The organism is Flavobacterium sp. Root186 (genome assembly GCF_001428525.1).
In the GTDB taxonomy this organism is placed as follows: domain Bacteria; phylum Bacteroidota; class Bacteroidia; order Flavobacteriales; family Flavobacteriaceae; genus Flavobacterium.
The window spans coordinates 537,939-560,852 of sequence record NZ_LMHW01000001.1; the positions used below are offsets into that span (position 1 = coordinate 537,939).

Sequence of the window (22,914 nt, forward strand, 5' to 3'; positions counted from 1 at the left end):
CGAATCTCTTGATTATAATTTTTAGCGAACTGCCATAAAATCAAAAACTTAATTTTGATGATACTCATTGTGTTTAAATTTGCTTTATCTATCCGCTGCTTTAAAATCCACCTTTACCATAATTAAGGGCTCATTTTTACACTTTTATCGTATCTCCAATTCTCGTTTGCATATTCAAAATTTTACTTATTATCTTTAATGTAGAGAATTGCTCGATCCAGCACTTCATCTTTTCCTTGTTTTATACCTAAAACAGTACGTTTTATAACTATATCAGGAACGATTCCAATTCTTTGAGTTTCTTTACCGTCGGGGTAGTAAACACCTATTCCTGAAAAAGGCGCATCGTAATCTTTAACAAAATCGATATGACTAGTGTTGCCATCTGCTCCAGCTGTCTGACTGCCAATTACTTTAGCGTCATCTGCGGTTTGAAAACACATTGTTGCCCATTCAGATTGGCTTATTGAATTCTCATCTACTAATATAATTACCTTACCTTTATAATTGTTTTTATTTTCCGTACCACAAATATGTAATTCTTTCAGCCAATAAAATTTACCTGGATAACTGAGATCAGGAATTGTGTATTTAGCAAAAGGTCTTGGGCTTGAATTTAGAAATTTAGAAATTTCAAAATTAGCCCCCTTAGGATAGTTCCTGGAATCTAAAATTATGGCTTGTGTGTCACGTAACTTATCGATCATTAGAGGAACTTCAGATATTTTGAGTTTGCCCATATTTACATAACCTATATTATCTTCTAGCACATAGTATTTTTCCTTTTTCGATTTTTTAAATTCATTACTATGTGATATATTATAGTCAAAACAATCAATTCTTTTGCTGCTGGTAATTTTGTTGCGCGTGACCTCTACATCTATAAAATCATTATAGCCAGAAGAAATTTCAGAAACCAGATTTAGAAGATATGCTGATTCATTTGAAGCACTTATATATGGTCTTTCGTCTCTAATAATTTGCGCAATAGTTTTTCCATCAACTTTGTTAATCAAATCACCAATCTTAATATCATAATGTTCGGCTAATGTATCACTTAAAATTTCTGTCACCACCATTTTTTGATCCAGAATAACACATTTCATGGGAAGAAATTTTCTCATTTTTCCAATATTTTTAGACATTGTATAATAAAATGATGAATGAGTATCATTTATACGGACAACTAATTTTAGCATTGCTAATTTAAAATCGTCTTCATTCTTAACATTTAAAAAATTAGGCAATATGTCTTCAAGGGTTTTGCCCCAATTGTTATCCATCAAATATTTATAGGGGTAGAAATATTCAATAATATTCCAGTATCGAAAAAGAGCTAATAAACGCAGATTCGTATTATTCCACTGAAAATCAATAGAGTTTTCATTCATTAAAAATATATTTCCCGCTTCAGTGTTTCCAACATAATATGGCACCCCTTGATATCTATTAACTTCTATGAATTTAAGTTTTTGAGAAAGATCTTTTGAGAATAATTCATTTTGAACTATCCAGGATAAATCAAAATTACGATCATAATAAATAACATCCTTCGAAGGAACAATATTCATTTCCTTAACCATTCCTAATGAATCTATCCAGTTTTCAATAATTTTTGAGAATTCAGGTGCGGTTTTCGCCTTATCTATCTTAGGTAAAATTTCTACAAGCTCATTATCCCATTGTTTGCTTCCATCGGCCACATTTGGATGGTAATACTTTAAAAAGCCCCAAACTTTAGCTGTCACCACTAACTTTTTAATTTCACTTATATTATTTTGAGAATATCCTATCTGCAGAAACAGGATAAACAAAAGTAAGTTTAACTTTCTCATCATCCTTTTTTTGTAAATTTTAATTGATTTAAAAAAGACTTTGTCAAATAATAGGTCCTAAATTCATTAAACCTTTGATTATCTTCAAAATGTCTATTCATACTCATATGAATCAAAATTGACACATAATTTTTCTTTGCAGATTTATCGTCTAGCTCTCTTTCAATACTCCTTTTTATCTTTTCGTTATTTAGGTAATTGAAGAACTGAAATTCATTAATCAGAAATTTAATGGTTAAGAATTCTTTATTAAATGACTTTCTTAAATCTGAAGTCAGATCAAATTCATTTTGAAACATATTAATTGAATCTTCGCAATAGTCAATCATTTCATCCAACGAAAAATCAAAGATTTCAAGATAACTTTTTATTTTTAATATCGCCATCATTTTAATTAAATCATCATTTAATTCTCCGTTAACTATAGTCATTAAAACATTTAAACTATCCAGATTAAATATATCTTCTGCTACTTCCATTAACCTGATGCCTCCATACCTATGTATTTCCTGGTCGTAAAGTGATATATGATAATTACTGATAAGATTTATATTTTTCAACTCATGTATTTTACCGATTATATCTTCTTTATTTTTTTGCGAATTAGTCTTAAATCGTAACCTAAGGCATTTATCGGGATTGTAATAATTTACAAAAAAGAATTGATCAACTTTGAGATTTGCAAGAATCTCATTATGGACATATTTTAAAATATCTTTATTTGAGTATGAATTTGTAAACACTTCTACATATAACCAATCAGAAACTATAGGAATATTTAAATTATTATTTGCAATTTCCTCAATATCTCCATAAGGAACTATTTGTCTGAAGTAGCTAGTATTTTTTACACCCACTGCCAGTTCATGCGAGTAATTGGAATTGCATTTATCATTAACAATAGGATTAAAAAATTCATATAATGACTCGGATATATAGACGAGCTTAATTGCTTTGATCTTTTCGTAGAGAACCTTTAGGTCATCTTCATCTTCTGTATCAAGTACAAGAATCCCTTGTCTTTCCACAATATTAATCAATATTGAGAAATTATGTTGTTTGATCTTTCCTAATACATACTTTACAAACTCGGCAAATGTATAATCTTTATCTACCAGCAATATTTGTGCAGGAGAAAGCAGCACATTCTCTTCCATATAAATTCTAGGAACATAAGGCTTGAAATAACTATATGAATTAAAATTAAAAATAACTCCATATATTTCCTGATTGTAGTATTCAAAATCACATAAAAATCTATATATCTCTGAATCAGAAAGAATAGGATTTAATGCAGAAGTTATTTTAGGCAAAATTTCCTTTTTATGCTTTTGAGATACAAGTCTTATTTCTCCTCCATTTAAATGGACAAATATATCGGAAAGCAATATGGCGTTTTCGTCATCAAATGATGTATTGACTGGAATAGAGAAGTCATAGAATTGTTTTTTAGCAGTTACGTTTATACTTCTAAAAGTACCAATACAGTTAATGTCCGCTAAAATTTTTTCACAATTCATTTCTTTCTCGAAATCAACAATCTCTTGGCAAATACTATCTGTAATATCACTAAACCGTGCAATTAAATTCAAAGCTGAACTAGAACCTAATGATTTTATATATAATATTTTTGCATTTGTTTTTTTACAAATTAATCCTTCAGCCATAACACTGAATGAAGCAGGCAGCTTATTTGTCTTTTTTTCTTTATTCGAATTTACGGGCAAATTCAAATAAATATCATCTTCTGACTCTGCTAAAATCTTTTGCAGGACTTCTTTATCTAATTCTAAATCATAAGATTCTACAAGTGATGTATATGTTAATCCTGAATATGGATTAAAAATTTTACTTATTGGTATAAATCCGTCATTATAACGCTCACCTATTTTGCCAATAAACTTTTTTAAAGTGTCATTTCTATAAGAAGTATGGGAGTTATATTGAATAGTAAAATCAATATAGCGTCCTATTTTTTCTTTAAAATCAAAATCTAAAGTCCCCCCTTCTTTATCGTATGTATTGACTGCGTGCGAGTACCTACCCTCATTATTTTCAAATTTAAAAAAACTGTCTTGTTCACCTAAGTATTGCTGAGAAAATTTTTTAATTTCATTTGATCCTTCTAGTATAAAAAAATCTTTTCTCACCAATTTAGAATGTAAGTATATATTTTCTTTTGATAATTTTTCCGCATAAGGATAAAAAAGAAAATATTCAATAATCAATCCGCAGTCTACTACATTTTTCAAGTAAGATTTCACCTCATCTATTTCAAAACCCTCTAAAATTATCTCATTTAAAACATCTTGAAGAACTGTAAGTTTTTTAAATCTATTTACTAACCACTCTAAATCACTATCATAATCAATTTCAACATGCTGCTGCTCCACCTTATCTCCATTATGTATATCTGATTTGAAAAAACTTATTTTTGACTTGTTTAAAAAATGTATTGAGCGATTAATGCAATACATTTTTTCTAACCACTCATTTCCAGAAATCGAATTTAAATGATTTGACAAAAACAAGCTGTCATACTTCACATTTAATGCAAGTACCTTTTCATTTTTTATTACGGTTGAATTTCCCCACTTAACAGTTCCAACACTATTAAAAACACCAAATGGCGTAGGATTAAAATGTGCCCTAATAAAATATTTAGACAGCGATTTTTTAATTTTATCATCCTTGCTTTTAGTAACATCTTCATATAATGTTCTGGATGAGATTAAAATGGAGAGTCTAAATAACTCATTAGTTTTAAAAAAATGGATTTTGTTCTTTCTATTCTCTTCGTATGATTGAATCGAAAAATTTGCAACTCGTTTTACTATATTATCAAAAAAAATCATATGCTGTATTGGATTACTCTATTTGTTTTATTTATGGTAAATAAACTATTAATGCAAATTAAATATATCCAGCCATCGGAATGAACTCTGTTTCTTTAAAGTCAACACTCCCATACCCAAACCTGCTAAACCATTTAAAAGGTTAACCTCTTTCATATATGATCCATCATAATACGTTAAAAACTCATTAAATTTTTTAGTTTGTTGATCTAAAATTCCACTCCACTCATTAATCGAATCACTGAAATTTATACTCATATTAGATGAAGCCAAATCATACTGAAGAATTATGCCTATAGAACCATGACAAAACGTATAATCTTTTACTCCTGAATCATCAGATAATATACGAGTTACATTGTTAACTAATTCAACAGCTTCATACCTTATAGAACTGTCGTTAAAATAGAGACCTAAGTTAAATAATGCGTTAGATATCCCTAAATCTCCTTGACACCAACTTACTATAGGCTCTATTTGAAGATCCGTTTCTAAAATAATCAAATTAGGATAAAATTGTTTTGAACTGCTATGTACCCTTTTATAATTCATTAAGAAATCTGAAATTATATACAATGGTTTTTTGATATCTAGTTTCAATTCCTTAAAATTTCTTTTTAAATCAATTAAAAAATTTATATATCCAGCAGCCCCATGAGCTAAACCTATACTTCCAAAAATTAAATTAGTAGTATTGTGTATGGAAAATGGATTTGTTAAAACTAGTAAGTTACCCTCTATTAAATTTTAATTTAAAATATTGTTGATTATTTACACTATTTCAACTCTTTTAATGCACCTTCCAGTTTATATTTTTCCCGAACATAATCTTCCTCTAATGAGTCAATCGTCTGTTGTAAAGATGGATCATAGTGCTTAATATCCCCAGCAAATTGTTTAGTAAATTTTACTTTTTCCTTCAGTAAGTTAAGTTGCTTCTGAGCATCTTCTATGCACGTATTCATGTATTCCCGCTCGTCCTGTGGATGAGATTCGACTTCATCTCTTTGCTTATCAATAATTAGCTGTGCCGATTTAATTATACTGTCTGATTCTCTGTTCAATGCGAACCACTTTCTAAGTAGATTATCATTGATACCGGACATTTCAGCTGAATCTATTCCTATGTCATTTTCATTTGGATCTATCCAATCCTTTTTCTGGCAGCAATATAAAAGCGTAATGATGGCAATTGGTATAAAGAACTTTCTTTTCATAATATTAATTATTTAATTTCTTAAGAATCTTTACTTTAAAGCATTATTTATAAAGATTTTATTTTAACTCAATATCTTTAACTAGCTGATGTTTTCTTTTTACGATTATTTTCTGAGTGCAATTTTTTATCATGCTTTTGTTGCAATGTAATACTTTCCATTAAGGGCATATTCTCTGGCAATGTATTTCCGATGTCTTCAATTGCCTTACGAGCTTTTAATCCAACCGCAAAATGAATACTATTAGCCTCGGCACTATCCTGCACATTTTCATCATTTAGCTTTTCAGCGGTTTGAGTGACACGAAATAAATTGACTGCTAATTCTGTACTATCCATATGATCGAGAATGTTTTCATCAGAATCAAGACCTCTAATCTTGCGTATCGCTTTTACATCCAGACCTCCATAAAGCCCTCTATATCCATGGTTTTGAAAAAAGGCATAATCTGCAGGGGTAACAATACCTGCTTTTCGTGCGGCTCCAGCCAACTGAAGATTTCTCTTAGCCAATTCTTTGCGAAGAAAATATCTCCGGTTTTTTATCATTTTAAAATTTTTACTTTTCTGCTGTTCGTTCAGTTCCTGCAGACGAGCTTATATCGCAAAATAGGCTTGTCCAAGCGCTACCGGTTTTAAAGCAGGATCTGCATTTTGAATTATAAGATAACAGCCATAGCGTGATAATTTTACGTCTACCCCATTCCTTTGCAAATCATTACCAACTGATTTTATTGCACTAAAATCTTTAAAATGTGATGCTGTCTCCTGACCTGTATTAATACAGGAAGCCTTTGCCTTATCCAGCACTTCAATAAATGAACTATACTTGGAATACCCTAGCAATTTTGCAAGATCCTTGGCACTCCAATACTCATTACCGGCCTTATCTGTTTTTTTGAGTTTCTCAAATATAGATATGCTTTTGCTTTGTGATTTATTTGCTTTCATTGTGCTTTTTATTAAAATCTGAGATTATTTTCTAAACTTATTTTAAATTAAAATTATCCTCAATACATCTTAGCTATAATCGAATACATCAAATATCATTTATTAATTTAAGCAGAAAAATGATTTGTATCACCTTATAAGAAAGCTATAAATATCAAAAGATGATCACAATCATTTTTAATTTTTACGTGTCAAACTATCTTTAAAATAAATTAAAAACCATAAAAAGAGAGATTTAAAAGAAATGAAAATGGAAAAATATATTTTAAAGTTTAGTGAGATCGGAATTAACGATATTAATAAAGTAGGTGGCAAAAATGCTTCTCTGGGAGAGATGTACAATAATCTTAGTCTTCATGGTATTAGAGTTTCCAATGGTTTTGCCATAACAACAACTGCCTACAAAGATTTTATAGAATACAATCATTTAAGTTTTGCTCTAAACGAATTAATGCAACTTTTGGATAAGAAAGACTTTATCAACTTAACTGAAATTGGTGAGAAAGCGAGAAAGCTGCTACTTGATGCAAAATTTCCCTTAGATCTTCAAACCGAAATTTCAGACGCCTACTCCTGTTTATGTGAAGACAAAGATCTGGCAGTTGCCGTTAGAAGCAGTGCCACTGCAGAAGATCTTGTCAATGCAAGCTTTGCTGGACAACACGATTCATTTCTAAATATTAAAGGTACAATGCCGCTGATTTATGCCGTAAAATGCTGTTTTGCGTCACTCTATACAGACAGAGCCATTAAATACAGATTTGACAAAGGTTTTGATCACGACAAAATATTTCTTTCTGTTGGTATTCAGCAAATGGTCCGCTCTGATTTAGCTTGTTCCGGTATCGGATTTACACTGGAACCCGAATCGGGATTCCTTGATGTGATTCATATTGCAGGGACCTGGGGTCTAGGTGAAACAATCGTACAAGGTATCGTAACTCCTGATGAATTTCTTGTATTTAAAAGATCCATTAAAAACAATAAAAAGGCTATTTTGCAGAAAAATCTCGGAGCAAAAAATAAGATGCTCATTTACAATGATAATTCTTCCGGTACTAATTCAACTGTTCTAAAAATTACGCCCCGAAAATGGTGCAACAAATTTGTCCTTGACGACTCCGAAATTGAAAAACTCGCCAGATGGGCCCTTATTATAGAAGAACATTATAATAAACCAATGGATTTTGAATGGGCGAAGGATGGCTTAAATGGAGAGCTTTATATTATTCAGGCCAGACCAGAAACGGTACATTCCCTCTTAAAACCACTATCAATTACTACTTATAAATTAGAAAAAAAAGGAGTAGCATTTGTTCAGGGCGAGGCTGTTGGAAACCGTATAATTTGTGGTACTGCAAGAATTCTTGTATCGCCAAAAGACGCTTCAAAACTCCAAAGTGGAGAAATTCTGGTTACTAATTTTACCAGCCCGGATTGGGATCCTATCCTAAAAAAAGTGGCTGGAATCATTACCAATAAAGGCGGACGAACAAGTCATGCCTCTATAGTAGCCAGAGAAATGGGAACACCAGCCATTGTGGGAACCGGTAATGCCACTGAAATTATTAAAGATGGGGATCTTATTACCCTGAGCTGTGCAGAAGGAAAAACCGGTTATGTCTATAAAGGCAAATTAAAATACCTGCAAACAACTGTGCCACTCAACAAAATAAAGCTCCCTCAAAAACCAAAAGTACAGCTGATAGTTTCTGAACCCGAGAAAGCATTTGATTTATCATTTTATCCAAATGATGGCGTAGGCTTACTCAGACTTGAATTTATTATAAGCCACAACGTGAAGATACATCCCATGGCGCTCATTCATCCGGAAAAAGTACTTGATGCTGATCAAAGTTTAGCGATAGCAGCACTCACACAAAACTATAGTAGTAAGCCAAATTACCTCATCGAAAAACTCTCACAAGGTGTAGCCACAATAGCGGCAGCCTTTTATCCCAAAGAAGTCATCGTCAGAATGAGTGATTTTAAAAGCAATGAATATTCTCAACTTCTCGGAGGCTCTTTTTTTGAGCCTCACGAAGAAAATCCAATGCTTGGTTTTCGTGGCGCTTCCCGTTACTATCATGAAAAATATCGCGAAGGATTCAGGCTTGAATGTGAAGCGATGAAAATAGTTCGGGATGAAATGGGACTTACCAATGTAAAACTCATGATTCCATTTTGTCGTACGCCCGAAGAAGGAAAAAAAGTGATCGCTCTAATGGAAGAATACGGTTTAAAACAGCGTAATAATGGTCTTGAAATATATGTTATGGCAGAGCTTCCATCAAACATATTACTGGCTCAAGAGTTTGCTGAAATTTTTGATGGTTTTTCTATCGGTTCCAACGATCTAACACAGCTTACTTTAGGCATCGACAGAGATTCTGAATTAATTGCAGATCTTTTTGATGAACAAAATCCAGCTTCAAAACAATTCATACTCCAAATGATAAATACCGCTGTGAAAATGGGTAAGAAAATTGGCCTTTGCGGACAGGCGCCAAGTGATTCAGCAGATTTTACAAAATTTTTAGTTATGGCAGGAATCGATAGTATTTCTTTTAATGCTGATGCTCTAATAAATGGTATTAAAAATATCAATACATCAACACTTTCTCTAAAGTTCAAAAGAGGTGCTTCTATACATTAAGAGAACTTTTTGAATCATAAATTAAAGAATGAAACCAGTAGATAAAAACAACAAGACAAAACATTGATTATCAAAAACATTTGCCGAAATTTGTTTAAAAAAAATCGATTGCAAAATGAAAAACCAGGCACTTTTAAATGCAATTATTGAAAATGCAATCGATGGCATAATCACAATTAACGAAAGAGGAATTGTTGAATCTATTAATCCTTCTGCATGCCGTCTTTTTCTGTATAATCCTGATGAAGTTATTGGCAAAAACATTTCACTTTTAATGCCTTCTCCAGATAGAGAAAAACACGATTCTTATATACAAAACTATAAATCTTCTGGAATTCCGCATATTATTGGACATGACAGGGATGTGCTTGGGAGGAAAAAAGACGGAAACATATTTCCTTTTAGGCTTGGAGTAAGTGAAGTTAAATTTGAGGGAGAAAGAATTTTTGCAGGTTTCATTCATGATATGAGCCACCAAAAAGAAGCGGAAAACCGTTTAATGCAATACACTCAGCATTTAGAAGAACTAGTAAAAGATCGTACACAGACTTTAAACGAAACCATTGAAGCCTTAACCGCCACACAAGAAGAGGTGAGCAATACCCTCGAAAAAGAGAAAGAACTTAATAAAATTAAAAGTCGCCTCTTATCGATGGCCTCCCATGAATTTAGAACACCTTTAAGCACCATTCAGCTTTCCACTGCCCTACTGCAGCGTTATGTAGAAAATATAGATAATCCAAAAATTGAAACCCATATTCGAAAAATCAAAAGCGCCATTGTAAACCTGACTACAATTTTGAATGATTTTTTACTTCTTGAAAAAGCAGAATCGAATAAAATTACTCTCGAAATATCAACTTTTAATCTACAGGATTTTATCAAAGAAATTATAGGAGAACTGAAGCTCCTCACAAAAAAGAGACAAAAGATAATTAGCATACCCAATACTGAAATTATTTTGGTAAAGCTGGACAAAAACTTACTCAAAAATTGCATCATCAATCTTGTATCCAATGCTATAAAATATTCAGGAGAGGAAACCGAAATCGAACTATCGACTTCAACCACGGATACTATGATAACCATCAATGTTAAAGATAATGGCATTGGTATTCCTGAGGAAGATCATAAACATTTGTTTGAAGCTTTCTTTAGAGCGCATAATACAGGAAAGATTCCAGGGACGGGTCTGGGACTTCATATTGTTTCACGCTATGTATCACTAATGAATGGAACCATTTCATTTAAAAGCGCCATTGATAAAGGAACCTTATTTACTATTGAATTGCCACGTTATGACTAAAATACTTATCATTGAAGATAATGACAATATCAGAGAAAATGTTGTTGAAATACTTGAACTCTCAGGATATGAGGTTTTTGCCGCGGCTAATGGAAAAACAGGAGTGGAAACAGCGCTTAAAATGTTGCCTGATCTTATACTATGTGATATTATGATGCCTGAACTTGACGGATATGGCGTTTTACATATTCTTCATAAACATCCTGAAACACAAGCAACACCTATTATATTTTTGACTGCCAAAGCGGAAAGAGCCGACATCCGAAAAGGAATGGAACTGGGAGTCGATGATTATCTTACCAAGCCATTTGATGATGTCGAACTCTTGAAAGCAATAGAAGCCCGGTTAAAGAAAAAAGAGCAACAACAACTTTTTTATGGACAGAGTGCCGAAAACCTCAATACAGTTATTTCTAAAGAAGACGGGTTAGTAAAACTAAAAGAAATCATGCTCGATCGTAGTACCCGACATTTTAAAAAAAATCAATATATCCATTACGAAGGCGATCATGTATTAGGAATCTATTATATCATAAGCGGAAAAGTCAAAACTGTAAAACTTACTCAGGAAGGACGTGAACTTATTACGGGTGTTTATAAAGAAAACGATTATCTGGATATTAGTATACTGTTTTCGAATGATACGTATAATGATACGACTATCGCACTCGAAGAAACAGTTTTAAGCTTTTTGCCAACAGAACAACTTGATAAACTTCTTTTTCTGTATCCTGATGTTGGTGCTAAATTCATCAAAATTCTCGCCAATGATATGCGGGAAAAAGAAGAGCGATTGTTGCAAATTGCCTATATGTCAGTCCGAAAAAGAATTGCACAGGGTATTATACATTTACTACAGCAGCACAGCTCTGATGGAACTAGTATTAAATTCTCCAGAGACGATCTTGCTGCCTTTTCTGGAACTTCACCTGAAACTATAAGTCGTACACTAAGTGATTTTAAAGAAGAAGGATTGATAGAAAAGACCTCGAGTACTATACATATCCTTAATTTAGAGAAACTAAGCAGAATAAAAAACTAAAAATTCAATTAATGATGAAGATCATATTCGCAAATGATTTTCATCATCTGGCTGCAACATAATCTACTGTAATTTTGGTTGCACTATTTCATAAAACAAAATCTATCTGATCTGTTTTTTCGAACTAGTCTAAAACTTTAGTAAAAAAGTTGAATAATGAAAGTAATTAAACACTCAGGTCATGTTGTCCCGTTCGACATCGAAAAATTAAAACTTTCTCTTCAAAAATCTGGAGCTGATGCTGATCTTATAAGAGAATGCCTTGTACAGATACAAAATCAAATGTATGAAGGCATAACTACCAAGCAAATATACAAGCTGGCATTTGCGATTTTAAAAAAAGCATCAAACGGACATGCTGCTCGTTATAACCTGCGCTATGCGTTACAAATGCTTGGACCTGCAGGCTTTTTCTTTGAAAAATTTATATCCAGACTTTATGCTGCTGAAGGTTACAAAACAAGAACAAATCTAACCCTGCAGGGAAAATGTGTATCGCATGAAGTAGATGTGGCACTGAAAAAAGAAAACAAGCTGTCGATGGTTGAATGCAAATTTCACAGCAGCAGAGAAGGCGCTTCGGATGTAAAAGTACCAATGTATATTCTGTCTCGGTTTAATGACCTCAAAGCGAAACAGCACACTATTTTTAGCGGAAGCGAGAACATCGATTCCTGTATAATAGTAACTAACAACCGATTTACTAAAGATGCTGAAAATTTTGCCATCTGTAGTGGAATAACGCTCTTAAGTTGGGATTATCCTAAAAATAACAGCATTAAAAATAAAATAGATAAAGGAGGACTCTACCCCATTACCTGTCTCACAACGCTGTCAATGGTCGAAAAAGAAAAATTGCTTATTCTGGATCAAATACTTGTAAAAGATCTTATTAATGATTCGAAAAGTCTTCATAAAATAGGAATTAGTGAAAACAGGATTCGAAATGTATTAAAAGAAGCTTCACAAATTTGTAAACTTATTTAAGATGAAAATAAAATTTATTGGAGGCGCCGGAACTGTAACAGGCTCAAAGACACTCATAGAAAGTAATGGTATTAGAATATTGATTGATTGTGGACTTTTTCAAGGCCTAAAAGCGCTTAGACAACTTAACTGGGAGCCCTTACCAGTTTTGCCTTCTACAATAGATTATGTGTTACTTACACACGGTCACCTGGATCATTGTGGATGGCTTCCAAGACTGGTTGCACAGGGATTTGCGGGCAAAATATATTGCACCTCTCCTACTAAAGATGTGGCAAAACTTGTTCTTTTAGACAGTGCTAAAATTCAGGAAGAAGAAGCCAGTAAAGCCAACAAAGAACATTATTCCAAACATGAAAAAGCAGAACCTCTTTATACTTTAGAGCAAGCTGAAGCCGTTTTTCCCTATTTTAAAATTGTACAACCCGGCATTTCAACAGATATTACTCCAGATATTACTGCTGTTTATACTGGTGCAGGACATATCATTGGTGCTTGTACTATTACGCTGCATCTCGAAGACAAAACTTTGGTATTTTCAGGTGACATAGGACGCGATGACGATGTCTTGATGTTTCCGCCAACAAAACCCAAAATGGCAGATTATCTCTTTTTAGAAAGTACTTACGGTAATCGCCTTCATTCTGATTTGGATGCAAAAAAAGAGCTTGAAAACTATATTAACACCACAATTGAAGAAAAAGGAACTGTCATTATTCCGGGATTTGCTGTAGAAAGAGCACAATCTATAATGTACTTAATATGGCAGCTTAAAACGGAGGGCAGAATTCCAAATGTTCCCTACATTCTTGATACTCCAATGGGAGCCAGTGTATTGGATATTTTTTTACAGAATATGCAATGGCACAAACTCTCTTCAAATGACTGCCATGAAATGTGCAAAATGTTTAAAATAGTTTCTGAATACGAACAGACTATGCGAATCATTGAAGATCCTCAGCCTAAAGTAATCATTGCCGCAAGCGGAATGGCCACTGGGGGTCGCGTATTATCTTATTTCGAGCATTATATAGGCCTTGAAAAAACTACCGTTGTAATGGTAGGCTATCAGGCTGAAGGTACTCGAGGAAGAAGACTTCTTGAAGGCGCCGATGAAATTAAAATATACGGAAACTACTATAACGTAGAAGCTAAAATAGTTCAGATTGAAGGACTTTCTGCGCACGGAGATCAGGAAGATCTTATAAACTGGCTTTCGGCACTTAAAAATGTTCCTAAATGTATTTACTTAGTACACGGAGAAAATCTTCCCGCAGATGAACTTCGAATTAAAATTCAGCATCGATATGGTTTTAACTGCAGTGTTCCGATCATAGGAACTGAAATAGAAATTTAGAACTATTTTTTATTTCCTTCTTAAATATTTTGGAACCTCAAACCATAATACAGAGACTGATCCTGCCAAAACACATAAAATAAGTTGAAAAATGGTAGGTATTTCGAAATTAAATAAAGAACGCAAAAAGGGCACTGCGAATAGTAGTATAACCAAAAGCACTGTAATGCCTATTAAAAGAGAAACCATGAAATTTTTATAGTGAAGTGTTACCCATAATGAATAATAAAAAGATCGGTTTACCAATGTGAGTACAACATTGGCTGTAATCAAAGTCAAAAAAACCAAACTTCGCGTGCTGTCTTCATTCCATTGATTGTATACTGACCACTGATATACGCCTAATACTCCTACAGTAATAGCAATTCCCTGCAAAATACTTGTTATCAATTCTTTTGTCTTAAAAAAAGTAGCCGTCAATGCTCTTGGCCCTCTTTGCATGGTATCTGCTTCAGTAGGTTCATTCTCATAAAGTATCGAACAAGTTGGTCCCATAATAAGTTCGAGCAGAATTACATGTAGTGGACTGAATATATTCGGGTAAATCCATCCTAAAGCAAGTGGAATAAAAACGATCAGAATTATAGGTATATGTATTGATATAATGTACTGAATTGCCTTTTTTAGATTCGTATAAATTCTCCTTCCCATTGCTACTGCATCTACCATTTTAGAAAGATCATCTTCCACCAGAATCAACGAAGCAGCATCTTTTGCTATAGCTGTTCCTTTTTTCCCCATGGCAATACCTATGTGGGCTGCTTTAAGTGAAGGTCCGTCATTTACGCCGTCACCGGTCATGGCTACAATTTGTCCATTTGCTTTGAGAGCGTTGACAATTCTTAGTTTGGCTTCGGGAAACATTCGACTAAACAAATTAATATCCATTACTTTACTTTGTAATTCTGAATCACTCAACTTCATTAGCTCATCGCCTGTAATCGCTTTATCAAATCCCTTGAAACCGATTTGCTGCGCTATCGCATTTGTTGTGCGGGCATTATCTCCGGTAATAATCTTCACTCCTATTCCTGCTTCGTAAAAAGACTTTAGAACCTGCGAAATATTATCCTTTGGTGGATCATAGAAAGCAACAAGGCCTTTAAATACAAATGGAATTTCCTGCTGTGTTTTAGGATAGCTATTGCTTTCTAAAATTCCTTTGGCAACACCAAGAACCCTGTAGCCTTTTCCGGTCAGTTTATCCATAGCCAATTGTAAAACTTCTCTTTCATTACTTGTAAGATGGCAAACTTCAAAAATTGCTTCAGGCGCACCTTTTGCTGCGATAATACGATTTCCTCCTGCATCTTCAAAAATATGGGTCATCATTGGCGGCTTGCCTGATAATGGATATTCATGAATCATTTTAAAGTTGGTCGTCAAATCTTTAGCTGTAAACTTTTTATACGTGTTATGCAGAGCAATTTCCATAGGATCAAAAGGTATGGGCTCACTAGCCCACATCGCCGTTGTTATAAGGTCCTCCGTTTCTTTTATTTCTTCAAAAGTAGTAACGTCTGCCTCAAGCCCTGATGGGAGATAAAGACCCGCTAACTCCATTTTATTCTGGGTAATAGTACCCGTTTTATCTGTACAAATAATAGTCGCACTGCCCAGTGTTTCAACTGTTTTCATTTGCTTGACCACAATGCCCATTTTCATTAACCGGCGTGCTCCCAATGCCATAAATGTTGTAAACGCAACCGGAATCTCTTCTGGTAATATACTCATGGCCAAAGTAAGCGCTACCAAAAGGCTTCCCAAAACATTACCCATTCTGGCATAATTGATAGCCCATACCAGAATAAAAACCAGAACTCCAACAAAAACCATTTTTTTTATAAAATTTCCAATCTGAAGTTCTAAAGGCGTCTTTTCTTCGGCAATAGCTTCGAGGCTGCTTCCTATTTTACCTAACCTTGTTTCGTTGCCAATTTCTGTTACTTTAATAATAGCCAGTCCACTGACAATAGTAGTTCCCGAAAACACTTTATTATCTTCTTTATCTTTATCTTTAAAAACACTCATCGATTCACCGGTAAGTATCGATTCGTTTACCGAAAAATCATTTGAACTCATGATAACTCCGTCAGCAGGGACTAATCCCCCTTCCTCTACAATTACCAGGTCACTAACAACAATATCTTGTGTTTTAATATTTTGCTGTTTACCCTCACGAATAACTTTGCACAAAGGTTCTGTGAATTCCTGTAATTTTGCCAAAGCATTTTGGCTTCTCTTTTCCTGATAAAGTGATATTGCCGCTATTAATAAAATTGAAACTGTAAGAAATAGTGCGTCGCTATATTGCCTATTGATAAAGTAAATTCCGGCAGCAACGAGTAATAAAAGAATCATTGGTTCTGCAAAGATGCTTTTTAGAAAAGCTACGAACCTGTTCTCTTTTTTGTAATTGTACTTATTGATTCCATATTTTGCTCTAAAGTCAAGTACTTCTTCAATATTTAGTCCCTGTAATTCTTGTTCCTTATTATTCATAGCTTGTACATAAATTAGCATCGCCGTATAATATCTTAAAGATACAAAATAAGTTTTGCTTTAAACAGCGGCTTCAAGTATTGAAAAGTATAGCTTTTTTATTCCAGACTAACCGATGGAAAGATGTGCAGTCGTACATTTAAGGCCTTTAAAACCAAACAATGTTCTTTACAAATTGAGAAAATTTTCAATGTTTTGTTGATCATTTTGCTTTCCTCAATAACGGCCATAGGTCTTAGTACAATATCAGTTATCTCTGAAAATTCATCTGATAGTAGTATAGCTGCACGGGCGCTACTTTTGAACTTTTTAAACTTGATTCCTTTGTGTTTGGCTGTATTAAAAAATGCAGTCATATAAGAACTTTCTACGGCGGCGAGAAATAGATGTTCTGCTGACCACGCATTTTCATCGAGATTTTTTAAACAGGAATAAGATGATACTTCTATATCATTATTAAAGATAACGGCACTTACTTTTGCAGTTCCATTTAGCTGACATTCCAAATCTACCTGATATTCCTGTGAAGTTTTCATAATAACTAAATTAGTTAGTTCTTCATTAGTAATAAATGATATCCAACATATCTTTTATCTGGCACTAAATTAAAAACTAAAAACAGAAGTGCTAAAAGTCATTATTACAAATGATTCAGATCATTTTTATTCTTTGTGCTTTAATGCAATTTTACATAGCAAAAGGAATTAACGGTAAATTTTAGATTTAAGAGTTGCACAAGCTTCTAATTTCTAAAAACCTAATAAAATCTTATACTAACCCAAAAAAAGATAGCCATGGAAAATCAACAATTATTTGTAGCAAATTATAAAACACAGCAGCAGGCTGAAGATGCAATCAAAAAACTAAAAAAAAGTGGTTACGACATTACAAAACTTTCACTAATTGGTAAAGATTGCTATATAGAACAAAATATTCTTGGATACTTTAACATTTACGACAAAATGGAAAAATGGAGCACTACCGGATTATTTGCTATAGGTCTTTGTGGGTTAATATTTGGAATGCTTTTCATTTTCAACGTTATGGCAAGTTTTCCATACTTTAGAATCCCCATAATATATGCCTGTATAGCTATACTTCTGGGTGCTACGCTTCCGCTTATCGGTATGGGATTTTCAAAAGACAAAACCATAAAATATAGCACCGAAGTGAAAGCCCGCAAATATGTGCTATTCGCTCAGGAAACAAATGCCAACATTGAAATTATGAGAACTATACTCGATACTCATGTTCCCAAACAAAATTCAATACAAGAAAAAGAAAACCAAACTTTATTAGAAAACGAAGCTTTTGACCTTTAACATTAAAAACTAAAATTTAAAATAAAGCTACTATTACTATTAACTATCTAAATGAAAATGATATGAAAACAAATGAAGAATTACAAAGAGATGTTCAAGACGCCATTAAATGGGAACCACAGCTGCATGCCGCAGAAATTGGTGTAACTGCAAAAGATGGTGTAGTAACCCTAATGGGAACTGTAGACGCCTATTATAAAAAAATTGAAGCTGAAAATGCCGCCAAAAATGTTGATGGCGTCAAAGCAGTTGTTGAAGAAATTGAAATCAAATATTCCAGCAATACCAAGTCTGATGAAGATATTGCCAACGATGTATTAAAAGCTCTAACAGATAATTGGAATGTACCTCAGGAAAAGATTCAGATTAAAGTTGAAAAAGGCTGGGTCACCCTTGAGGGTCAGGTAATCTGGAATTATCAAAAAGAAGCCGCCAATAAATCCGTCGGCCATCTTACAGGTGTGAAAGGCGTAACTAACCGTATCAAAATAAAATCTGAAATACAGGATGAAATTGAGAAAAAAAATATTGTAAAAGCCTTAGAAAGCAACTGGACACTGCACTCTGAGAACATATTCGTTAAAGTCGATGGTACAACCGTGACATTGACAGGAGCTGTTTCTTCACTTTTTCAAAAAGATCTTGCAGAAAAAATAGTTTGGAAAACTCCGGGAATCTGGTCCGTCAGTAATCAGCTTGTTGTGGAACATAAGTATGCCATATCAGAATAACTTTAAAAGGGAGATGAAGTTCTCCCTTTTATTCCAGTTTTTAAAATGCATAAAGAGATTTTTTTGATAGTTTTTCCTAAAAATTATTTTTAAAATTAAAAATTATGAAAACAATAATAACGTTAATGGCAATTACAGCAATCACTGCTATAATTCTGATTAGTAACATAAGACGAAACCAAAAAAAACTAACTCTTAAATAGCAATATCATGGAACCAAGCTGGATCATATTAACATTTATGAGCATCGTCATTTTAATTGTGATGATTTACATCTTTATACAAAATAATAAAGACCGCAAACAATATGAAAAAGATTTAAATACACCTTCAAATCTGTATGAAGAAGAATCTGAAGTAAATGACTTAGATAAATTTTGACATTTTATCCTGTAAATATTTTAAAATATGAAAACTACAATACTGTATGTTCTGTTTTTCATAACGACGGCACTTACGTTAGTAAATCGTTATACTTCTTTTTATATCAATAATTCAATACTTCATTTTGTCATCCTTTTTATTGCAGCTTTTACTTTTGTATTTATAGCAAGCCAGTTATTTGGAAAATTAAAAAGATCAAGATCACAGTTACTGGCATTCATTATTGTTGGAGTTTTATGTTTTATTAAATCCTTCCTTACTTGGGGTGGTGACTGGAAAACACAAACAATTTTATACAAGAATTTGACCAATGATAATAAAACCATAGAATTTCAAATGCGTGGTGATCGCTTTTCATTCGGATATAAAAAACGCGTTGTAAACAGGTTAAAATTATTTCCCGGATTTGACTGGACTACTGATATTGATACCGCGACAATCGATCACAAACACTGGAAAAAAATGAATCTTTATGTTAATGAAATGAAGTTTGCCTCAAAATAATAATAAACTGAATTTGTCATTAATTAAAACAATTAGGGCTTCGTACCCGATCAAAAATCTAGAAAGCATGAAAAAAATACTTGTTACAACCGACTTATCTCATAGCTCCAAAGTAGCTGTACGTTTTGCTATTCAGCTGGCATCTCAAATAGGTTATGAACTTACATTTCTATATGTAAATACGTCATTTATTATTGATCCCTTTTCAGCTGTTACTTTTGTAGGTCTTCCGGAGCCAGATAACAAAAAACAGGAGCAAGCTCTTATAAAATTTGTACATACACTCTACAGACAAACCAACAAACAGCCAGATAAAACAACCTATATTGCGGAAAATAAACTTGATGTAAGCGAAGCCATTCTAAATTGTGCCAAAAGAATTAAAGCCGATTATATCTGTATGAGTACAAGAGGCGGCGGTCTTGTAAATAAGCTATTAGGAAGTCATACGACCAGAATCTTGCATGACTCTCCGATCCCACTTCTGGTTGTTCCAAGACATTACAGAATAAAAAAATTAAGTACTATTTTATACCCGTCAGATTTAGAAAAAATAGAAACTGAACTGCCGTTGATTAAAAAATTTGCATCCTCGTTTGATGCTTCGATCGCTGTTTACCATTATGATTATTTTACAGAGGAAGAAGAAGTCAACAAAAAACTCAATAAAATAGAGCATAAATTTAATTCTGACAAAGTATCTTTTCATTTCAAAAAGTTAAATCCGGAAGTATCTCTATTACGACACTTACAGATTGATATTATGACAATCAAACCATCTATCATAACCATGTTTGCCAAAGAAAACCGAAACTGGTTGGAGCAATTATTTCAACCGCTTAAAACTTCTGAAAAAGGTTTTAATACCAGAACCCCGATGCTTGTATTTAAAAAATAATAATTGGCAGGAAAATCAGATATACGATTTAACCTGCCAACACTTTATATATTAAACAATCCTGCTTTTTCGTAATAGCGGTAGTATCTTTAATGGTTCACAATCTTTGAATATTACTTTTAAAAATCCTCTTTATTTTCAATCGAGGTTGAAATCATAATCTCATACTGTTATAGAATTTGGGTAATCAAAAAACAATTACAATGAAAAGAAGTATATGGTTCATTATAGTATTGTCTGTTTTTTTAGTTCAATGCTCTAGCTCAAGTATAATTAGTTCATGGCAGGCCTCTGAGAAGCTTAATGTAAAAACTGGTCGTATCGTCGTAGTTGGATTGATAAAAGAATCAGATAAATCGCTTCAGTGGCAAATGGAAAATCATCTTGCTGACGATCTTTGCAATCTTGGTTATGATGCCGTTCCATCTATTGAACTTTATGGCATTGAAGCATTTAAAGGAAAAGATGAAAAAGAGATCATAAAACAATTAGAGCAAGATGATATAGCTGCCGTTTTAACGATTGTATTGCTTAATAAACAAAAAGAAAAATACTATGCTCTAAAAAGTATGTATGATTTGACAGACCCATATAATGATAATGACTTCTCTATTTACTATAACGCTATTTACACTAAAATCTACCAGGAAGGATATTATGTCAATGATACCTATTATTTTTGGGAAAGTAATTTTTTTACAATGCCAGATCAAAAATTAGAATATTCCGTACAGACACAATCTTTTAATCCCTTAAACACCAATAGTCTTGCGCATGCGTATGGAAAACTAATTATACAGGATATGCTTAGCAATAATATAATTTATAATGGTCATAAACAGAAAGAATAGAGCTATTCGGCTTAAAAAAGATTTCAAAAGACTAAAACTTTTAAATTACAAATGTAAAATGAAAAGTTAAAACCTTAAATCCATTGACTGGGCGTAGGCTGAAATTTTGCTTTTAATCCATAATTTTTAATGCTATGCTCAATTATAAAAAGCCTTGCCTGTTCAATATCATCTGTTATCATGAATAATTTCGAATCAGCATCATTAATGGTTCCCTCACTTTTCATGAGATTAATATGCTCAATAAGCGCTTTATGGTATTGTGTATTGAAAAGTATTATTGGAAAGTTTTTAATCTTGCCTGTCTGTATAAGTGTAAGCGCTTCAAAATATTCATCTAATGTTCCAAAACCTCCAGGCATAACTACAAAGGCAAAAGAATATTTTACCAAAAGTATTTTACGAATAAAAAAATGTTTTGTCTCTACCCATTTATCGAGATAAGAATTAGGCATTTGATCAACCGGCAGTTTAATATTACAACCAACAGTCTTCCCACCCACTTCTTTTGCTCCGCGATTAGCGGCTTCCATAAGACCTGGTCCTCCGCCTGTCATTATTGTAAAACCAAGTTTCGCAAATTCACCTGCAGCCCTTTTGGTAAATTCATAATAAACGTGATCTTCCTTAAAACGGGAAGATCCAAAAAAAGTGATACAAGGACCAATGTAATAGAGTTTACGAAAGGATTTTATCAGTTCCCATAAAATAATAATTATAAATTTCAGTTCAGCAAATCTCGACTGTGGCCCTTCTAAAAACTTAATTTCTGACTTATCACTTTGAGTTTCTTGCTCTGTCATAATTTCAATCGATTAATTATTTAACACAAATAAGGCTGTTCAAGGTTCACTTTTAAATGATTGATAACTTTGATTACTCCCGGCGTTTTATACGCAATCCTTTCAGCTTCCTCTTTTTGAAAAATTGACCCAACGATTCCAGATAACTGTACAGTTGCACCAGCAACCTCAACATCGATCTCATCTGTATCAAACGCCCAATGTCTTTGTAATGCCTTTTCCAGTAATTCTTTCTCTACCTCATCATATACTTCTCTTTTAAGTTTAATGTTATTGGTGACTTCCCTTACTCCCTTCTGGTTTCTAATTAATTCCAGAGCGAGCTCTCTTTGAAAATTCCATGGTAAAATACCTTCTGCAGTTACACAGCCTTTTTCTACAATGATACCAACCGTATTTTGCGGAACGACCTGATTCTCTTTCAATTTTGTGACAATTTGAGTTGCAATTTCCTGATCAGTGGTATAGGAAGTTTTTTCAAGTATAACCTGAATTTCATCTACAATTGCTGCCACACCTTTAATTTTTTTTGCAGCATGCAGGACTTCTGTTTTTTTAACAAGCATGTCAACATTTCCTGTTAAGGTAACTACACCTTCTTTTACAATAACTCCAATCTCGGCTGCATGCAGCAAAGGCTCGAATTTGAGCGCTTCCTGAATTTCTCTTTGCAAAATATCATTACTTTTCATATTTTTTTATTTAAGGTTTGCA

General features: G+C 33.1%; 21 protein-coding genes. 11 read left to right on the top strand and 10 right to left on the bottom strand.

Annotated features, from left to right (window positions below):
- Positions 1 to 182: 182 nt before the first annotated feature.
- The 6 genes from ASD98_RS02000 to ASD98_RS24285 all read right to left on the bottom strand — a co-directional run bounded on the left by ASD98_RS02000 (position 183) and on the right by ASD98_RS24285 (position 6,857).
- Positions 183 to 1,835 (bottom strand): S41 family peptidase, encoded by a 1,653-nt coding sequence (locus tag ASD98_RS02000; RefSeq protein ID WP_056199660.1) that lies wholly within the window; start codon positions 1,833 to 1,835, stop codon positions 183 to 185.
- A complete protein-coding gene (locus ASD98_RS02005) occupies positions 1,835 to 4,690 on the bottom strand; it encodes a lantibiotic dehydratase (RefSeq protein WP_056199400.1) in 2,856 nt (951 codons plus the stop codon). Before ASD98_RS02005 ends, ASD98_RS02000 begins: the two co-directional genes overlap by 1 nt.
- Before the next feature lie 48 nt (positions 4,691 to 4,738).
- A complete protein-coding gene (locus tag ASD98_RS02010) occupies positions 4,739 to 5,431 on the bottom strand; it encodes a lanthionine synthetase LanC family protein (RefSeq protein WP_082577770.1) in 693 nt (230 codons plus the stop codon).
- 35 nt (positions 5,432 to 5,466) lie between these two features.
- Positions 5,467 to 5,907: a hypothetical protein gene (locus ASD98_RS02015; protein ID WP_056199406.1), complete on the bottom strand. Its 441-nt coding sequence runs from the start codon at positions 5,905 to 5,907 to the stop codon at positions 5,467 to 5,469.
- Positions 5,908 to 5,984: 77 nt separating this feature from the next.
- Complete coding sequence (locus tag ASD98_RS24280) at positions 5,985 to 6,455, bottom strand: hypothetical protein (RefSeq protein ID WP_242412056.1); 471 nt, start codon at positions 6,453 to 6,455, stop codon at positions 5,985 to 5,987.
- 48 nt (positions 6,456 to 6,503) lie between these two features.
- Positions 6,504 to 6,857 carry a BRO family protein gene (locus ASD98_RS24285; protein WP_242412057.1) on the bottom strand — a complete coding sequence of 118 codons (354 nt, stop codon included), beginning with the start codon at positions 6,855 to 6,857 and terminating at the stop codon, positions 6,504 to 6,506.
- Positions 6,858 to 7,107: 250 nt separating this feature from the next.
- On the opposite strand from ASD98_RS24285, the gene ppsA reads away from it, so the two are divergent.
- The 5 genes from ppsA to ASD98_RS02045 all read left to right on the top strand — a co-directional run bounded on the left by ppsA (position 7,108) and on the right by ASD98_RS02045 (position 14,205).
- Positions 7,108 to 9,513: a phosphoenolpyruvate synthase gene (ppsA, locus tag ASD98_RS02025; RefSeq protein ID WP_056199409.1), complete on the top strand. Its 2,406-nt coding sequence runs from the start codon at positions 7,108 to 7,110 to the stop codon at positions 9,511 to 9,513.
- A gap of 115 nt (positions 9,514 to 9,628) precedes the next feature.
- Positions 9,629 to 10,819 carry a PAS domain-containing sensor histidine kinase gene (locus ASD98_RS02030; RefSeq protein WP_056199412.1) on the top strand — a complete coding sequence of 397 codons (1,191 nt, stop codon included), beginning with the start codon at positions 9,629 to 9,631 and terminating at the stop codon, positions 10,817 to 10,819.
- Complete coding sequence (locus tag ASD98_RS02035; protein WP_056199416.1) at positions 10,812 to 11,861, top strand: response regulator; 1,050 nt, start codon at positions 10,812 to 10,814, stop codon at positions 11,859 to 11,861. Before ASD98_RS02030 ends, ASD98_RS02035 begins: the two co-directional genes overlap by 8 nt.
- Positions 11,862 to 12,017: 156 nt before the next feature.
- Complete coding sequence (locus tag ASD98_RS02040; RefSeq protein ID WP_056199418.1) at positions 12,018 to 12,848, top strand: restriction endonuclease; 831 nt, start codon at positions 12,018 to 12,020, stop codon at positions 12,846 to 12,848.
- A 1-nt stretch (position 12,849) separates the two neighbouring features.
- Positions 12,850 to 14,205, top strand: coding sequence for an MBL fold metallo-hydrolase (locus tag ASD98_RS02045; RefSeq protein ID WP_056199421.1), 1,356 nt, complete (start codon positions 12,850 to 12,852; stop codon positions 14,203 to 14,205).
- Positions 14,206 to 14,214: 9 nt separating this feature from the next.
- On the opposite strand, the gene ASD98_RS02050 is transcribed toward ASD98_RS02045, so the two are convergent.
- Both ASD98_RS02050 and ASD98_RS02055 read right to left on the bottom strand, forming a co-directional pair.
- Positions 14,215 to 16,707, bottom strand: a complete 2,493-nt coding sequence (locus ASD98_RS02050; protein ID WP_056199663.1) for a cation-translocating P-type ATPase — start codon at positions 16,705 to 16,707, stop codon at positions 14,215 to 14,217.
- Between the two features lie 98 nt (positions 16,708 to 16,805).
- Positions 16,806 to 17,243: an OsmC family protein gene (locus ASD98_RS02055; RefSeq protein ID WP_056199424.1), complete on the bottom strand. Its 438-nt coding sequence runs from the start codon at positions 17,241 to 17,243 to the stop codon at positions 16,806 to 16,808.
- 258 nt (positions 17,244 to 17,501) lie between these two features.
- Here ASD98_RS02055 and ASD98_RS02060 point away from each other — a divergent pair, with 258 nt between their 5' ends.
- The 6 genes from ASD98_RS02060 to ASD98_RS02080 all read left to right on the top strand — a co-directional run bounded on the left by ASD98_RS02060 (position 17,502) and on the right by ASD98_RS02080 (position 21,397).
- A complete protein-coding gene (locus ASD98_RS02060) occupies positions 17,502 to 18,029 on the top strand; it encodes a hypothetical protein (protein ID WP_056199427.1) in 528 nt (175 codons plus the stop codon).
- A gap of 62 nt (positions 18,030 to 18,091) precedes the next feature.
- A complete protein-coding gene (locus tag ASD98_RS02065) occupies positions 18,092 to 18,760 on the top strand; it encodes a BON domain-containing protein (protein WP_056199430.1) in 669 nt (222 codons plus the stop codon).
- Between the two features lie 210 nt (positions 18,761 to 18,970).
- The gene (locus tag ASD98_RS23925; RefSeq protein WP_157849131.1) at positions 18,971 to 19,141 is read left to right on the top strand and encodes a hypothetical protein; all 171 of its coding nucleotides are present in this window, start codon (positions 18,971 to 18,973) and stop codon (positions 19,139 to 19,141) included.
- Between the two features lie 27 nt (positions 19,142 to 19,168).
- On the top strand, positions 19,169 to 19,648 hold the full coding sequence (locus ASD98_RS02070) for a hypothetical protein (RefSeq protein WP_056199431.1): 480 nt from the start codon (positions 19,169 to 19,171) through the stop codon (positions 19,646 to 19,648).
- 67 nt (positions 19,649 to 19,715) lie between these two features.
- A complete protein-coding gene (locus tag ASD98_RS02075) occupies positions 19,716 to 20,546 on the top strand; it encodes a universal stress protein (RefSeq protein WP_056199434.1) in 831 nt (276 codons plus the stop codon).
- Between the two features lie 371 nt (positions 20,547 to 20,917).
- The gene (locus tag ASD98_RS02080) at positions 20,918 to 21,397 is read left to right on the top strand and encodes a hypothetical protein (protein ID WP_128414766.1); all 480 of its coding nucleotides are present in this window, start codon (positions 20,918 to 20,920) and stop codon (positions 21,395 to 21,397) included.
- Positions 21,398 to 21,471: 74 nt separating this feature from the next.
- Here the strand turns inward: ASD98_RS02080 and ASD98_RS02085 are convergent, their stop codons facing one another.
- Positions 21,472 to 22,200 carry a TIGR00730 family Rossman fold protein gene (locus tag ASD98_RS02085; RefSeq protein WP_056199440.1) on the bottom strand — a complete coding sequence of 243 codons (729 nt, stop codon included), beginning with the start codon at positions 22,198 to 22,200 and terminating at the stop codon, positions 21,472 to 21,474.
- 20 nt (positions 22,201 to 22,220) lie between these two features.
- Positions 22,221 to 22,892 (bottom strand): BON domain-containing protein, encoded by a 672-nt coding sequence (locus tag ASD98_RS02090; protein WP_056199443.1) that lies wholly within the window; start codon positions 22,890 to 22,892, stop codon positions 22,221 to 22,223.
- Positions 22,893 to 22,914: the final 22 nt, after the last annotated feature.